The organism is Selenomonas sp. FC4001 (assembly GCF_000701565.1).
GTDB classification, from domain to species: domain Bacteria; phylum Bacillota; class Negativicutes; order Selenomonadales; family Selenomonadaceae; genus Selenomonas_A; species Selenomonas_A ruminantium_B.
Map to the genome: position 1 here is coordinate 59,265 of NZ_JNJF01000005.1, position 15,066 is coordinate 74,330.

A 15,066-nucleotide genomic window follows, 5' to 3' on the forward strand; every position below is an offset into this window, starting at 1 on the left:
GGCTTTCTATGATTAATTTTGTAAACTCAGGATTATTTTCCGGGCAATAGGTGCCGCTACTTTGCCGCCACCGCCGCCGTTTTCCACAATGATGGCAAAGGCGATGTTGCGGTTGCGCAGTTTTGCCGAGCCGATAAACCAGGCATGGTCCTCACCGTGAGGATTCTCTGCCGTGCCGGTCTTGCCAGCCACTTCCACGCCGCTGACCTGGGCGGCCTTGCCCGTGCCCTTGGTCACTACATCTTCCATATAGCTGTGGATTTTATCGGCCATGGCTTCAGTCGTTACCGTCAACCATTTTTCGGGGCTGGCCCGATGTACCACCAGACCGCCAGGCGTGATGACCTCCTGCACGAGGTACGGCTTCATCACCGTGCCGCCGTGAGCATAAGCTGCAGCCATCATGGCCATATGCATGGGTGTTACGAGCAGGGTACTCTGACCGATAGCCGTCTGGGCCTGATCGCCAGTCCCCAGCTTGCCAAACTCCGGCAGATGGGAGGCCGTCATGACGATTTCCCCGCCAATTGACTTGTCAAAGCCAAAGCGCTCAAAGGCCTTCTTGAGTTTGGCATCCCCCAGGCGCATGCCCAAGGTACCAAAGGTCACATTACAGGATTCCGTCAGGGCCTTGCGCAAATTCACCCGATTGTGAATTTCCCCATGACTTTCCTGAATGCTGTGACCGCCGCCTACATCCAGAACGCCGGGGCAGTCAAACGTTTCCTGCTCGTTGGTCACCTCTTCCGTCAGCGCGGCATCCGCAATCATGGGCTTAATGGTAGATCCCGGCGGGTAGAGTCCCTGTACCGTGCGGTTCAATAACGGCCCGCCCGCTTCCTGGGACATGGCCTTCCAGTTGGCCTCCACATTGTTGGGGTCATAGGCCGGCGAGCTGACCATAGCCAGCACCGCCCCAGTATCCACATCGAGCACCACGACGGCACCCTTGCGCCCGTCCAGACCATCATAAGCGGCCTGCTGGGCATCGGCTTCAATCGTGGTCTTGAGGTCATTGCCGCGGTCGGTCTGCAACAGCTGGGATAATGGGCCCAGCTTGCTCATATCGGCGGTAAGCCCCAAAAGCTCCCGATTGGCATGGCCTTCCAGCCCAGCGCTGCCGATATTCTCGCCGTTATAGCCGGTAATATGGGCCATTACTTCTCCCTGCGGATAGCTGCGGGTGCCATCATTCTGGGTCTGGGCCATAACCCGCCCATGCGCATCGAAGATGGTCCCTCGGCGGATATCGGCCTTGGCCGCTGCCGCCCGCATATTCAGCGGATTTTCCGCCAGCTCCTGCCCTTCCCAAACAGCCAGATAGCCGATATAGAGGGAAAGCACCGCCACCATCACGAGCAGAAAGGCACCGACCTGCAATATTTGCCGTTTTAATTTCCAGTCAGACATTTTTCTGCTCCTTGGTTAATGATAACAACAGCGCCAGCAGGATAAAGCTGGACACCATAGAACTGCCACCGTAACTGACAAAGGGCAAGGTAATGCCTGTCAGCGGCAGGAATTTCGTCACACCGGCAATAATGATAAACATCTGCAACAGAATCAACACACCACAGCCTGCCATCAAAAGCGCTTCCGTGGTGTTCTTTAACTTCAAAGCACCCTTGATGCCCCGCCAGAAGAGCAGGGCGTAACAGATGATAAGCATAAGTCCTGCCGTAAGGCCCATCTCCTCCACAATGGCCGAGAAGATAAAGTCCGTGTGCACTTCGGGGATAAAGCCAGGATGACCGAAGCCAAAGCCCGTGCCCCAAAGGCCGCCTGTGCCGATGGCAAAGAGCGACTGCACTACCTGATAGGCCATGCCGTTGGGGTCAGCCCACGGGTCAAGCCAGATATCAAAGCGCACACGCACATGACCAAACATCGCATAGCTGGCTGCTGCCGCTATGCCCATAAAGGCCAGGGCCAAGAACACATAAGACTTGCTGCCTGTAGCCATATAGGTCATAAGCACCGCCATGCCGAAGAACAGCAGGGCCGAGCCCAAATCCTTTTCCACGACGAACATTAGTACCGCCATGCCCCAGATGCAAATGAGGGGTGCGATAAACCGCAAAGGCGGCAACCGCAGGAACAGGATTTTGTGGGCAGGCAAAGTCAGAACCCTGCGATGGTCGGACAGGTACGAGGCCAAAAAGAACAAGAGAATAATCTTGCCAAATTCGGACGGCTGCAGAGATACCGGCCCGAGTACCAGCCAGTTCTTGCTGCCGCCGATTTCCGTACCGAACAGCAGTGGCAGCCCCAGCAGGAACACACAGCCTATGCCCAATAGATAGGGATAGTTAAGCATGCGCCGGATTTTGGGCCAGAGCCGGATAACGAAGAACATCACGAGCATGGCAATGCAGAGCCACTGCATCTGCCGTAAAAGCAGTGCCGGTTTCAGCCGGGCAATTTCCACGAGGCCAATGCTCACGAGCATCAGGATAATTGGCAGGATAAAGGTATCGAGCTTGCGGCGGATAACCACCATCTGAATGACGATGGTCAAAAAGATGGCCACAAGTAAATACGGTACATAAGTCAAAGGGTCCTGCAAAGTGTTAGTCGTCACCTTTTGCATAGCGCCCTGCATCTTTAAGTATAACACCGTCATACCACAGAGGAAAATCCCCAAAGGTGCCGTTAGAAGTCCCCAGTTTCTCATAGGAGGCTCACCACCACAGCGGTAACATTATCGGTGCCTCCGCCGGAAAGCGCGGCATCTACCAAAGCTCTAGCGGGATTCTCCGTACCTGCCCGGAGCAGCCGGACAATTTCCTCATCGGGCACATGCTTCATGAGGCCGTCCGTAGCCAACAGGAAGATATCGCCACCATGTACCGCAATCTGGCCGCTGTCCACGGGCAGATTCTCCAAAGCGCCTACGGCTCTCGTTAGCATATTGCGCTGCGGATGCGTCTTGGCCTCCTCAGGCGTGATGGTGCCTTCCCGCACCAAATCTTCCACATAGGAATGGTCCCGGGTAATCTGCTCCAACACCATACTGCCCTGTCTGAGCACATACAGGCGGCTGTCCCCTACATGGGCCCAGCTGCCGCTGTCGGACTGGTCATCAATATGGAGCAGGGTTGCCGTAGTGCCCATGCCCTCACAGCCGGGATGTTCCACCACATACTGACGGATGGCACGATTGGCCTGTATCACGGCCTGACACAAATCGTCTTCCCCGACGCTTTCCCGGCCAGATAACATTTCCCGGACTGTGTCCACCAGCATCTGACTGGCCACATCGCCTGCTGCTTCGCCGCCCATGCCGTCAGCTACGGCATAGACATGGACATTTTCCAAAACCGCCAGATTGTCCTCATTGCCTTTGCGCACTAAGCCCACATCGGTGGCTTCATATACTTGCTGCAATTCGTTCACCTCTCGAACCTTAGGGTAACCATGCCAATACGGATTTCATCACCGGGTTTCAGATAAGCCCGGCCCTCCAATGGCTGACCATTTACATAAGTATGGTTCACGCTGCCCAAATCCTCAATGACATATTGGGCACCATGGAGAAAAATCGTGGCATGGCGGTGGGAAACAAAATTTTCGGGAATGCGTATATCATTTTCCGCACCCCGGCCAATGGTTATTTCCTCCTGGAATGCAAACCGCCGTCCCTGCAGTTCCTCCTCGCTGGCTTCCACCACCGTGAGCAAAGCCTCATTCTGCCTTACTGCGGGCTTGTGCTGGCGCTTCATTTCCTTCTTGACCTCGCCGAACATCTTGCGGGACAGGCTGACGGTAAAATAAATCAGCCACAGGAGCATGCCATATTCCAGCGCTACCCTGGCCACCTTAATGGCCATTGCCGCACCTTGCATCAAATCACCTCGTATAGTAATACCGTCGTTCCGATTTGGATTTCATCCCCGGAACACAGACATAGGGACTCCACCGGCTCACCGTTCACATAGGTACCATTGGTACTTTGCGCATCATAGAGCACGTGCCGGTGATTTTCATAGGCAATCCAGGCATGGAGCCGGGATGCCTTGGTGTCGGTGAGAATAAAATCGTTTTTCTCCCGGCGGCCGATATATATCTGCCCTTCGCCAAATTCCAGATATGCATCCATATCCGGGCCTTCCACCACCTTCAGTGAAGTAATCTTCACTTCCTGCGGCAGGTTCAGCGGCTGCTGGCTGCCCAGTTTGGGCTTGGCAAGCACCAGGGTATGGGGTTCTTCACAAGTCTCAGCCGGTGTTTCTTCCTCGGTGAAGCGCGCCTTTAGCTCGAAGGTTCCGCGCTGCTTTTCGCCATCGGCCTGACATAGCACCGTCAACTTCCCCGGCATGATATAGTCCTGCAAAATGACCTGTTTTTCTGCCACGGCATAAAGTTCATCCATAATCCGTCTGGCGCAGAGCCGCTGATAATCCTCCTTGGCCAGGAAGAATACATACTGATTGGGCACCTTGCGCCGCGGCTTGCCCTTGCCCTGACGAGCGATTTCCTTCTCCAGTGCCTTACTTAGTTCCACCGGTTCCAAATCACTGCTGAACTTCTTGTTGAAGAAGCCTTCAATATGATTTTCCAAAAAGGACTCTAACTTGCCAATGCCCATAGAATTCACCTCTAATCCTGCAAATGCTTGTTGCGCAGCTGACCGCAGGCCGCCTGAATATCCGTGCCCATCTCGCGGCGCACAGTCACGTTTACGTGATGGCTCGCCAGATACCCTTCAAACCAGTCAATCCGTGCCTTGGACGGACGCAGAAGATTGCGTTCCACCACGGGATTGATGGGGATGAGATTGACACTGGCCAGCTGGCCATGCATAAGCGCCGTAAGCTCTTTTGCCTGCTGCTCGCCGTCATTTAACTGGTCAATCAGGATGTACTCATAGGTTACCCGCCGCTTGGTCTTGTCGGCATAATTCTTTGCCGCTGCCACCACATCTTTCAAGGGGTATTTGCGGTTGATGGGCATGATTTCCGAGCGCAGCTCCTGATTCGGCGCATGCAGGGACACCGACAGGGAAATGGGCATGCCTTCTTCTGCCAGCTTGTACATGTTGGGCACAATCCCCGAAGTGGAGAGCGTGATATTGCGGTATCCCAAGCCCAAAGTATAGGGCTCATGGATAAGGCGCAGGAACTTCACGACCTCGTCGTAGTTCATCAGGGGTTCCCCGCTGCCCATAATCACCATGGTATCCACCTTGCTGCCGGACTCCTCCCGCAGCATATCATTGATGGTTACCGCCTGCGCCAAAATTTCCCCACAGGTCAAATCACGGGCCAGACCATGAAGGGTGGAAGCGCAGAAAGCGCAGCCCATATTGCAGCCGGCCTGCGTGGATACGCAGATGCTGTTGCCATAAGGCTGACGCATCAGCACCGTCTCAATAGCGGTGCCATCCGCAAACTCCAGCAGGAATTTAGTGGTCTTTTCATCCTGTGAATCGAGCCGCGCCTTAATCTTGGGACGGCCAATGGTAAAATTCTCCGCCAGCTGCTCACGCAAAGCCTTCGACAGGTTGGTCATGGCGGAAAAATCCACCGCCCCGCGCTGATAGAGCCATTCGGCAATCTGTTTGGCGCGGAACTTCTGCACCTTCAAGGGCGCCAAGACTTCCTGCAGCTCTGCTAAAGTCAACCCAAATATATTTGTCAATGTCTTATCCTTTCGCTTTGCGCATACGTGCAATAAAGAAACCGTCGGTACCATCCCGCTGCGGATAGAGCTGTACCATCTTATCCGGACGCTTCACCGGCAGGAAATCCCCAGTTTGTTCCAATGTAAATTCCGGATGACGGGTCAAAAAGGCCTCTACCACTTCGTCATTTTCTGACGGGTCAATGGTGCAGGTACTGTAGACCAGTACACCGCCGGCTTTTAGAGCCTTGGCAGCACTATCGAGGATTTCCCCCTGCAGAGTCGGCAAGGCCGCAATCTCCTCAGCACTCTTATTCCAGCGGGCATCCGGCTTGCGCCGCAGAACGCCCAAGCCAGAGCAGGGTGCATCCACGAGCACGCGGTCGGCCATATCCTCATACTCCTCGCCCACTTCACGGGCATCGAGCAAGGTAGGTTCAATAATGGTAATACCCAGACGCTGCGCATTTTCTTCAATGCGTTCCAGCTTATGCTCATAGATATCTCCGGCCACAATGCGGCCCTCGTTCTTCATCAGTGCCGCCATATGAGTGGTCTTGCCCCCCGGAGCACTGCAGCAGTCGATAATAAGTTCACCAGGCTGCGGGTCAACGACATGAGCAACCAGCATGGAGCTTTCGTCCTGTACCTGACAGAGGCCTTCCTGCAACGGCGCAAGGTTATCCAAAGCACCATGGGCCGTAACGAGTATGCCCTCCGGCGTCCACTGGCTTTCCTGCACTTCTGCCCCTGCCGCCTGCAATGCTTTTAACAAGTCCTCGCGGTTGCTCTTTAGCGTGTTGGTACGCACTGAAAGAACCGGTTGGCCGTTATCAAAGGCGCAGAGCGTTTCCGCTTCTTCAAAGCCAAACTGCTTAACCCAGCGCTTCACAAGCCAGTAAGGATGTTGGCTCTTTAGTGCCAGTCCTTCCGTTGCCTTGCCCTTGCCTTCGGGGAAAGCCGCTTTTTCCGGCTCCCGCACAGCGGTACGCAATACAGCATTCACAAACTTTACCGTGCCTGCATGGCTATACTTCTTGGTGAGTTCCACCGCCGTATTGCAGGCCGCCGAAGCCGGCACCTTGTCCAGATAGAAAATCTGGTAAAGCCCCAGCCGCAGGATTTCCCGCACCATCGGCGGAATTTTCTTTAGCGGTCGGTTCACATAGCGGCGCAGAATCCAGTCGAGGGTATCCCCGGCCTTTACGGCTCCGTACACCAGTTCCGTCACAAAGCGACGGTCCTGGTCGCTAAGGTCAGCCTTGCGCAGATGGCGGGCCAGGGCCACATTGGCATAAGCGCCTTCTTCATGCACTTCATTTAATATCTTAATCGCGATTTCCCGCGCTTTATCCATTATCTTGCTCCTTGGGAATGATGATTTTTTCCAACTGGGCACGAACTTCCGCCATGTCCACATGGGTATTGTAGCAAGGACCGTTAGGACGGATATTTAAGACGCCCACCGCCGGCAGAGGATAGACATCCTGAATGCCGCTCATGAGGTCCCGCTCACAGGCAATGGCCAGCACCGCCTTCGGCCGGGTGTTGTAGACAACCTGACGGGCCAAAGTCCCCCCTGTAGCCACAAAGAAATGGAAGCCCATTTCCTCGGACAAGTTCACGAGCGAACCGATATCGCAGCCACCGCAACGTTTGCAATTATTGGGGTCCCGAGTGATTTTATGCGGACAGGTCGCCAGCTGCAGACAGTGCGGCGTTACCACGAGCAGCTTGTCCGCCGGCACTTTGATGCCCATGCGGTTAAACATGAGATTGCTCGTAGCAATGAAGGAGCCCTCCAGCTGGCGCTTGCGGATGCCAAATATTTTGGCCACATAAACCGCCACCGGAAAGAGCATATTGATAAGCTCATAGGTCTGCCGCTGTAAAAAGGGCAGATAAAACCAGCCCTTTACCGCTAGTACCATATTCAATATAGCGAGCAAGGCCCCTGCACTCAGCAGGATAAACACGCCGCCCACAATCATCGGCAGCATTGCCGCAATCTCGGCCAGTCCCAAACGGGCAATGTACCAGATGACATAGAGCAGAGCCGATGCCAGCACCGTAGTCAGGGCAAGCACGCCGATAAACAGCCGTTTCTTGGCCCTGCCCGGCAATGTATAGGTTTTCTTTTGGGTCGAATCTGTCATTTTACTTCCCATATACGGTCAGTCAAACTTTGCCCCAGCAGCAAAGCCGTGACCATTCAGATAATCAGCAGCTCCCATTTTCTTCTTACCAGGAGCCTGCAGTTCCAAAATCTCCAGCACTTCATCACCGGCAGCCACAAAGAGGCCGGTCTTTTTGTCAGCCCGCACAACGGTCCCGGCTGGTACCGTTGCCCGTTCTCCCGTGCGGCGGGTACGCCAAATCTTATATTTAGCACCATCGAGGCTCGTGTAAGCCCCGGGCCAGGAATTGAGGCCGCGCACGAGATTATGCACTTCCTGCGCGGTTTTTGACCAGTCAATTTGACCGGTGGTTTTCGTGAGCATTGGCGCATAATTGGATTCAGCCGGCTGCGGCGTGCGCGTAAGCGTGCCGTCCGAGAGTTTTTCCAACGTGTCCATAAGGACCTTGGCGCCCATGCCCATCAATCCGTCATGGACTTCCTCAAGCGTCGTATCCTTGCCAATGGGGAATTCTGCCTTTAAGAGCATATCCCCCGTGTCAAGGCCCGCATCCATAAACATCGTGGTAACACCGGTCTTTTCCTCGCCGTTAATCACGCACCACTGCATGGGCGCAGCCCCGCGATAACGCGGCAGGAGCGACGCATGGACATTGATGCAGCCGTATTCGGGAATATCGAGAATACGCTGCGAAAGAATCTGACCAAAGGCCACAACCACCATTAAATCCGGTTTCATTTCCTCAAGTTTGGCGGTGAATTCTTCCGTCTTGATTTTTTCCGGCTGGTACACTGGCAGGTCATGCTCTACAGCCCAAGCTTTTACTGGCGACGGCATCATTTTCTGCCCGCGCCCTCTGGGCTTATCCGGCTGGGTGATAACCGCCATGACCTCGCACTGCTCATGCAGGGCAGCCAGACAGGGTACCGCAAATTCCGGCGTGCCCATAAATACTACGCGAAATTTCTTCACGACTGATTCCCCCTATGAACACTCGTGGCAATGTCAATAAAGAGCTGACCTTCTAGATGGTCGAGTTCATGCTGAATGCAGCGGGCCAAGAGTCCCGTGGCCGTTAAATGCTGACGCTTGCCCCGGCGGTTCATAAATTCCACCTTGACCTTGGCAGCCCGCGTCACTTCGCCATAAATATCCGGCACAGACAGGCAGCCTTCCGTATCGACCACCTCGCCTTCCTTGAAGGTAATCACCGGATTGATGAGTTCCAACAGGCCATGCTCGTCCTGACAGTCAATGACCACCAGACGAATGTTCTGCCCAATCTGCGGAGCGGCCAGACCGACACCATCATTTTCGTACATGGTCTCAGCCATATCGTCCATGAGCTTCTTGAGCTTTTTATCTATGCGTTCCACAGGTACGGAAACCTGCTTCAGGACGGGATTGCCCGCCTTTAATACTTCTAATAATGCCATATATTCTCCTTATTTCTTGTTCAATTTGCCTGCGCCCACGGCGATTTGCAGTACCGTTTCCCCTGCTTTCTTAAGGGATTCCAGCGGCAGATATTCGAAACGGCCATGGAAGTTGGCACCGCCGGTAAAGATGTTCGGGCAGGGCAGTCCCATAAAGGACAGGCGGGCACCATCCGTGCCACCGCGAATCGGCTGTACATCCGGCTCGATACCGGCAGCCTTCATGGCCTCTTTGGCCAGTTCCACTACGTACATATTGCCGTCTTCAATCTTTTCCAGCATATTGAAGTACACATCGTGATGTTTTACTTCCACGCGGCCTTCGCCATACTTTTTGTTGAAGAAAGCAGCCATGGTGTCGAGATATGCCTTGCGCTCCTCGAACTTCTCACGGTTATGGTCACGAATCAGCATGCTCATCGTGCAGGTTTCCACATCACCGCTCATCTTGTAGACATGGAAGAAACCTTCGTGGCCTTCCGTATACTCTGGCTTCTCACCAGCCGGCAGCATCTGCTGCCATTCGCAGGCCATGGACAGGGCGTTAATCATCTTGCCCTTACCATCACCGGTATGCACGCTGACGCCGTGGAACGTGATGGTCGGATTGGCTGCGTTAAAGTTTTCATACTCCAAGCCGCCCAGCTCGCCGCCATCAATAGTATAGGCAAAGTCAGCTGCAAACTTCTCCACATCGAAACGGTCAGCACTGCGGCCCGTTTCCTCATCCGGCGTAAAGCCAATGCGAATCTTGCCATGCTTCACTTCCGGATGCTGTACCAAATATTCCATGGCACTGACAATCGCCGTCACACCTGCCTTGTCATCGGCGCCCAAGAGCGTCGTGCCATCCGTGAACATGATGTCCTGCCCTTTGTACTTGAGCACTTCCGGGAAAGCCTTCGTGGAGAAAATGATATTTTTCTCCGCATTGAGCACGATATCCTTGCCGTCATAATTCTTCACAATCTGCGGCTTGATATCCTTGCCCGAAGCAGACGGGCTCGTATCCACATGGGCGATAAAGCCGACGGTGGGCGCATCTTCCATGCCATTAGCCGGCAGCGTTGCCATCACATAACCATGGTTATCGAGTTCCACTTCGCTAAGCCCGATTTCTTTCAGCTCCTCGGCCAAGTGCTTTGCCAGCACCAACTGTCCCGGCGTGCTGGGGCAAGCCTTGTCGTTATCCTCATCGGACTGCGTATCAAAGCTCACATAATCCTTAAACCGTTTCACCAAAATATCCATGCTTAATTCCATGAAAAACACCTCGAATAAAATTTGTTCGTTTCATACATCTTATCATTATAGCATAAGTGGCTATAGTAAAAAAGCCCTTCATGGTTTATAATAATGATGGTCATATATCATATTAGGAGACTTCTTATGCATCAGTATTTATTTTTCATCGGGGATTTTCCCGTGCGTGCTTACGGACTCGTCATCTCCCTGTCCATCATGCTGGCCACCGGCGTTGGATACTTTCTGGCAAAGTCAGACGGCCGGGGCGCGGAAAAACATATCGTGGATTTGGGAATTTATTGCGGGCTGGCCGGACTCTTGGGGGCCCGGCTCTGGGATGTGTTCTTCTTCGATTGGGATTACTACTCCCATCACCTCACTGAAATTCTGAACGTCTGGCAGGGCGGCATGGCCATTCAGGGCGGCGTGCTCTTAGGCGTGCTCACCGGTGTCGCCTACTGCCGTTACCACAAGCTCGACACTTTGCATCTGATGGATGTACTGGCGCCAGCCATCATTCTCGGTCAGGCTCTGGGCCGCTGTGCCAATCTCCTGAACGGGGATGCCTTCGGCGCTCCGACCGGCAGCAGCTTCGGCATTGTCTATCCGGCTACGACGCTCGCCGCTCATACTTACGGCAGCCAACCGCTATGGCCAGCGGAAGTCTGGGAAGGCCAGCTCGATATGGTTATCTTCGCACTGCTGCTTATCTATCGCGCCACGTTCAAGCATGCCAAAGGACAATGCTTCGCCCTCTATGTCATGCTCTACTGCGCCGCCCGCTTCGCATTGGAATTTCTGCGCGGCGACTACGCCGAAAAAGTGCTGGGCTTTATGACCAGCGGCCAAACCACCAGCGCCATCGGCTTCACGCTCGCCTTTATCGCCTTCTGGGCATTGAAACTACGTCACACAAAAGAATAAAGGGGACATGCCCCTTTAACTTACAAAAATCCGCTGACAAAACATGTCAGCGGATTTTTGCGTAAATTGCAATTTGTCAATGTTACTGCGAGATTACTTTTATTTGTTACAGCTCAGTTTGGGCGGAGGTGGTAATACTTTTCGCCGTTGCACTGAATGACCCACAAGTAAATGTATGAGCTTTTTAGCCACCTGCGCCGGGCAAGACCGGCGGCGCGTATGTTCAGCCCAGTATTTAGTTTGTGCCGTTTGTGGGCCAGTCCTCACTGCGTTCGAACAGTCGTTCCACGGCGAAAAGCATCACCACCTCTGCCCTAAGTTACGGTGACACAAAAATCTTCTTTTCTCGGTGATAAGTAACAAATACATCGATGTTCTTGTTACGGGAGCAACGAGTTCGTGGCAATCGTATAGGCCGTAACTTGGGTCGGACGGGGGAGTGATTTTTCTGTAGGGAGCGACTGCCTGAACAAAGTGAAGGCCGGCCCCATGTAGTCCCCTGCTAAGCAAATACGCTGAAAGCAGCGCCGTTGGCCTGCCCGGCGCAGGTAACTGTACATCTCTCTTTTACGAGGGGGTCGTTTAGCGGAAAACAGAAAAATTACTCCCCCGTCTGACCCCAAACTACGTATGAACAAGATACCTTTACCACGAACTCCTCAACGCTGCAGCATTTTATTAATCCGCACACCGAGGAATGCCGCCAGGAGCGCCTTGAGCACATCTCCAAATACGAAGGGGGCCACAGCCATCATAAAGCCTTCATACCAGCCCACCTGCAGCACCGTCACCATGGAAATCAGCCCGCCAACATAGGTGAAGGGAACGCCAATCAGCACCGTCACCAGCGCATAGCGGCGGAAACTTACCGCCTGCCCCTTGAAATAACTCTGCAGGAAGCACACCAGCGGCCAACCGAAGTAGAAACCAGCCGTGGGGCCTAACAGACGCCCCATGCCCCCTACTCCGCCCGGGAAAATCGGCAGCCCAATGGCCCCCAGGAACACATAAGAAGCCAGCGTGATAAAGGCTAGTTTCGGCGGCAGTACCAAAGCCGTCAAACCAATGCCGATAGTCAACGCCGTGACCAGTCCCGGCGTAAAGGGCAATGGAAAGGAAATAAACGCCGTCGCACAACAAAAAGCCAAACAGATAGCCATGCGGGTCATATCCTGCACTGTAAAACCCGCCTTCGGCATGTCTAAGGCATTCTCTCTTAGCATAATGATTCCCCCAATAAAAAACGCTTTTTATGAATACATCCCCATTATAGACGTATTCATAAAAAGCGTCAACTTTATTTTCTATTTGGTTAACTATTAGTCAGCCAGCGGTTTCATGGTCGGGAATAAGAGTACATCGCGGATGGAAGCAGCGTCCGTCAGGAACATAACCAGACGGTCAATGCCGATACCTACGCCGCCCGTCGGCGGGAGGCCGTATTCCAGAGCCATGACGAAATCTTCGTCCATGCCATGGGCTTCATCATCACCGGCTTCACGCTGTTTGAGCTGGTCTTCAAAACGGCCCTTCTGGTCGATGGGGTCGTTAAGCTCGGTAAAGCCGTTGGCGAGTTCGCGGCCATAGATAAAGAACTCGAAGCGGTCGGTAATGCGCGGGTCTTCCGGGTTGCGCTTTGCCAGCGGAGAAATCTCCGTCGGATGGCCCGTGATGAAGGTCGGCTGCATCAGCGTTTCTTCAACCTTTTCCTCGAAAGCCTGATTCAAAATACCGCCGATACCATGACGCTGCTCATAGGGAACGCCGATCTCGTCAGCCATTTTGCGAGCTTCTTCTACGGTTTCGCAGGACATGAAATCCTTGCCCGTAGCTTCCTTAACTGCATCATTCATGCTGATGCGCTTAACCTTGGCGAGGTCAATTTCCACACCCTGGTAGTTGATAACCGTGGTGCCGAGCACTTTCTGTGCAGCGTTGACCACAATCCCCTCGGTCAAGTCCATCATGTCCGTGTAATCAGCGAAAGCCTGATAGAATTCAATGGAGGTGAATTCCGGATTGTGACGTACGTCCATGCCTTCGTTGCGGAAGATACGGCCGATTTCATATACGCGGTCAAGGCCGCCGACAATCAGACGCTTGAGGTTGAGTTCCGTAGCGATACGCAGGTAGAGGTCGATATCCAGCGTATTGTGATGGGTGATGAACGGACGGGCAGCTGCGCCACCGGCAATAGTGGACAGAACCGGCGTTTCCACTTCCAGATAGCCGCGCTCATCGAGATACTCACGGATGGAGTTGATGGTCTTGGTGCGGCGGCGGAAGGTTTCACGCACATCCTGATTGACAATGAGGTCGAGATAACGCTGACGATAGCGGATATCCACATCCTGCAGACCATGGAATTTTTCCGGCAGCGGACGCAGGGACTTGGAAAGCAGGTCGAAATCTTCTACGCGTACGGTAACTTCGCCGCGATGGGTCTTGAATACCACGCCGCGGATGCCGATGATATCACCGATATCGAGACGGCGGAACTGACCTTTGTACTTTTCTTCGCCCAGAACATCAATCTTGAAGTACACCTGAATGTTGCCCGTGCGGTCATTCAGCGTGCAGAAAGATGCTTTACCGTGACCACGGATAGCCATGAGACGGCCGGCAATGAATACTTCGGGGCCTTCTTCGTCCCCTTCGAGGTGGTCATTGTCCTTCTTGATATCTGCCGCGTAAGCCGTCACTTCATAGCGATGGCCAAAGGGTGCCACGCCCATTTCCTTGAAGGCTTCCATCTTTTCACGGCGAACCTTCATCATCTCATTCAGGTCCTCTACAGGAGCCTGCTGATTCTGCTTATTTTCTGCCATTTATGCAAATTCTCCCATCTATGTCAGCTAATGATTAGCTCAAAATTTCCTTGATTTCGTACTTGATGATACCAGCCGGAGCGTGAACGTCTACCACAGCGCCAACCTTCTGGCCTAAGAGTGCCTGACCCAGCGGGGATTCGTTGGAAATCTTGCCTTCATCCGGGTCAGCTTCCGTGGAACCAACAATCATAAAGGTTTCGGGGCCGTCTTCAGCAAATTCCAAATCCACTACAGAAACCTTGGAACCCATCTGCACCACATCACTGGAACCAGCCTTGATGATGTCGGAGTTGCGGATTTTGACTTCCAAATCCTGAATTTCGCCTTCGAGGAATGCCTGCTCGTTTTTCGCATCATCATACTCGGAGTTTTCCGAAAGGTCACCCAGTGCGATAGCGGCTTTCAGACGCTCAGCCACCTCAATACGGCGGACACTTTTCAAGTAGTTCAGTTTCTCTACCAGTTTATTATAACCATCTTCGGTCAGCATGACCTTTTTATCTGCCATGTTAAACGCCCCTTTGCATTTTATCTATATAGTAACTAATTCATTATAAGACGGGTGCCCACTCCTGTCAACCGCAGGGAATATGAATTTTTTTGTAATACATTCGCTGCTCCATCGTATATTATAAATGGTTACAAATTTTGACATTGATGTAATTGGGGATAGGGGGATATAAAATTGTCATTACATGAAATATTACTGGGGTATGTCGTCTTTATTTTGCTGTGTCTGGTCTGGGTGACGCTCAGTCTGGCTAAAGATTATCAGCGGAAAAATCACTATTTGCTCTTGGAATTACGGCGGTTAAAAAGCCATGGATAATAGCGCATTTGAAAAAGCAGGGCCTTTTCAGCCCTGCTTTT

Annotated in this window: 16 protein-coding genes; 2 read left to right on the forward strand and 14 right to left on the reverse strand. The window is 53.1% G+C overall.

Annotation, left to right across the window (positions count from 1 at the left end; all coding sequences use genetic code 11):
- Positions 1-12 precede the first annotated feature (12 nt).
- From T320_RS02195 to pepT, 11 genes are read right to left on the reverse strand one after another with little or no spacing between them, the layout of a single operon-like run.
- Complete coding sequence (locus T320_RS02195; RefSeq protein WP_037352761.1) at positions 13-1,410, reverse strand: peptidoglycan D,D-transpeptidase FtsI family protein; 1,398 nt, start codon at positions 1,408-1,410, stop codon at positions 13-15.
- Positions 1,403-2,674, reverse strand: coding sequence for an FtsW/RodA/SpoVE family cell cycle protein (locus T320_RS02200; protein WP_026760496.1), 1,272 nt, complete (start codon positions 2,672-2,674; stop codon positions 1,403-1,405). Before T320_RS02200 ends, T320_RS02195 begins: the two co-directional genes overlap by 8 nt.
- A complete protein-coding gene (locus T320_RS02205) occupies positions 2,671-3,396 on the reverse strand; it encodes a Stp1/IreP family PP2C-type Ser/Thr phosphatase (protein WP_231465831.1) in 726 nt (241 codons plus the stop codon). The genes T320_RS02200 and T320_RS02205 overlap by 4 nt, the downstream gene beginning before the upstream one ends.
- Positions 3,393-3,845, reverse strand: coding sequence for an FHA domain-containing protein (locus T320_RS02210; RefSeq protein WP_026760494.1), 453 nt, complete (start codon positions 3,843-3,845; stop codon positions 3,393-3,395). The genes T320_RS02205 and T320_RS02210 overlap by 4 nt, the downstream gene beginning before the upstream one ends.
- On the reverse strand, positions 3,845-4,588 hold the full coding sequence (locus T320_RS02215; RefSeq protein WP_037352765.1) for an FhaA domain-containing protein: 744 nt from the start codon (positions 4,586-4,588) through the stop codon (positions 3,845-3,847). Before T320_RS02215 ends, T320_RS02210 begins: the two co-directional genes overlap by 1 nt.
- Before the next feature lie 11 nt (positions 4,589-4,599).
- The gene (gene rlmN, locus T320_RS02220; RefSeq protein ID WP_037352768.1) at positions 4,600-5,640 is read right to left on the reverse strand and encodes a dual-specificity RNA methyltransferase RlmN; all 1,041 of its coding nucleotides are present in this window, start codon (positions 5,638-5,640) and stop codon (positions 4,600-4,602) included.
- A 4-nt stretch (positions 5,641-5,644) separates the two neighbouring features.
- Entirely contained in the window at positions 5,645-6,979 is a 1,335-nt protein-coding gene (gene rsmB, locus T320_RS02225) for a 16S rRNA (cytosine(967)-C(5))-methyltransferase RsmB (protein WP_037352771.1), read from the reverse strand.
- Positions 6,972-7,778, reverse strand: coding sequence for a DUF116 domain-containing protein (locus T320_RS02230; RefSeq protein ID WP_081824752.1), 807 nt, complete (start codon positions 7,776-7,778; stop codon positions 6,972-6,974). Before T320_RS02230 ends, rsmB begins: the two co-directional genes overlap by 8 nt.
- 18 nt (positions 7,779-7,796) lie before the next feature.
- Entirely contained in the window at positions 7,797-8,732 is a 936-nt protein-coding gene (gene fmt / locus T320_RS02235; protein WP_037352776.1) for a methionyl-tRNA formyltransferase, read from the reverse strand.
- Positions 8,729-9,196: a peptide deformylase gene (gene def / locus T320_RS02240; RefSeq protein ID WP_037352778.1), complete on the reverse strand. Its 468-nt coding sequence runs from the start codon at positions 9,194-9,196 to the stop codon at positions 8,729-8,731. The genes fmt and def overlap by 4 nt, the downstream gene beginning before the upstream one ends.
- Positions 9,197-9,205: 9 nt before the next feature.
- Positions 9,206-10,459 (reverse strand): peptidase T, encoded by a 1,254-nt coding sequence (pepT, locus tag T320_RS02245; RefSeq protein ID WP_037352781.1) that lies wholly within the window; start codon positions 10,457-10,459, stop codon positions 9,206-9,208.
- A gap of 126 nt (positions 10,460-10,585) precedes the next feature.
- Between pepT and lgt the strand changes: the two genes are divergently transcribed.
- Positions 10,586-11,365 (forward strand): prolipoprotein diacylglyceryl transferase, encoded by a 780-nt coding sequence (lgt, locus tag T320_RS02250; RefSeq protein ID WP_037352783.1) that lies wholly within the window; start codon positions 10,586-10,588, stop codon positions 11,363-11,365.
- Between the two features lie 659 nt (positions 11,366-12,024).
- Here the strand turns inward: lgt and T320_RS02255 are convergent.
- The 3 genes from T320_RS02255 to greA all read right to left on the reverse strand — a co-directional run bounded on the left by T320_RS02255 (position 12,025) and on the right by greA (position 14,704).
- A complete protein-coding gene (locus T320_RS02255) occupies positions 12,025-12,588 on the reverse strand; it encodes a biotin transporter BioY (RefSeq protein WP_051608554.1) in 564 nt (187 codons plus the stop codon).
- Between the two features lie 96 nt (positions 12,589-12,684).
- Positions 12,685-14,193, reverse strand: coding sequence for a lysine--tRNA ligase (gene lysS, locus T320_RS02260; RefSeq protein ID WP_026760485.1), 1,509 nt, complete (start codon positions 14,191-14,193; stop codon positions 12,685-12,687).
- A 34-nt stretch (positions 14,194-14,227) separates the two neighbouring features.
- Positions 14,228-14,704: a transcription elongation factor GreA gene (greA, locus tag T320_RS02265; RefSeq protein WP_026760484.1), complete on the reverse strand. Its 477-nt coding sequence runs from the start codon at positions 14,702-14,704 to the stop codon at positions 14,228-14,230.
- 177 nt (positions 14,705-14,881) lie between these two features.
- Here greA and T320_RS14530 point away from each other — a divergent pair, with 177 nt between their 5' ends.
- Positions 14,882-15,025, forward strand: coding sequence for a hypothetical protein (locus T320_RS14530; RefSeq protein ID WP_155266717.1), 144 nt, complete (start codon positions 14,882-14,884; stop codon positions 15,023-15,025).
- Positions 15,026-15,066: the final 41 nt, after the last annotated feature.

What these genes read in the sequence shown, in the direction of transcription:
- T320_RS02195 (WP_037352761.1), bottom strand. Translation starts at nt 1,410, where the DNA reads ATGTCTGACTGGAAATTAAAACGGCAAATATTGCAGGTCGGTGCCTTT.
- T320_RS02200 (WP_026760496.1), bottom strand. Translation starts at nt 2,674, where the DNA reads ATGAGAAACTGGGGACTTCTAACGGCACCTTTGGGGATTTTCCTCTGT.
- T320_RS02210 (WP_026760494.1), bottom strand. Translation starts at nt 3,845, where the DNA reads ATGCAAGGTGCGGCAATGGCCATTAAGGTGGCCAGGGTAGCGCTGGAA.
- T320_RS02215 (WP_037352765.1), bottom strand. Translation starts at nt 4,588, where the DNA reads ATGGGCATTGGCAAGTTAGAGTCCTTTTTGGAAAATCATATTGAAGGC.
- rsmB (WP_037352771.1), bottom strand. Translation starts at nt 6,979, where the DNA reads ATGGATAAAGCGCGGGAAATCGCGATTAAGATATTAAATGAAGTGCAT.
- T320_RS02230 (WP_081824752.1), bottom strand. Translation starts at nt 7,778, where the DNA reads ATGACAGATTCGACCCAAAAGAAAACCTATACATTGCCGGGCAGGGCC.
- def (WP_037352778.1), bottom strand. Translation starts at nt 9,196, where the DNA reads ATGGCATTATTAGAAGTATTAAAGGCGGGCAATCCCGTCCTGAAGCAG.
- pepT (WP_037352781.1), bottom strand. Translation starts at nt 10,459, where the DNA reads ATGGAATTAAGCATGGATATTTTGGTGAAACGGTTTAAGGATTATGTG.
- lgt (WP_037352783.1), top strand. Translation starts at nt 10,586, where the DNA reads ATGCATCAGTATTTATTTTTCATCGGGGATTTTCCCGTGCGTGCTTAC.
- T320_RS02255 (WP_051608554.1), bottom strand. Translation starts at nt 12,588, where the DNA reads ATGCTAAGAGAGAATGCCTTAGACATGCCGAAGGCGGGTTTTACAGTG.
- lysS (WP_026760485.1), bottom strand. Translation starts at nt 14,193, where the DNA reads ATGGCAGAAAATAAGCAGAATCAGCAGGCTCCTGTAGAGGACCTGAAT.
- greA (WP_026760484.1), bottom strand. Translation starts at nt 14,704, where the DNA reads ATGGCAGATAAAAAGGTCATGCTGACCGAAGATGGTTATAATAAACTG.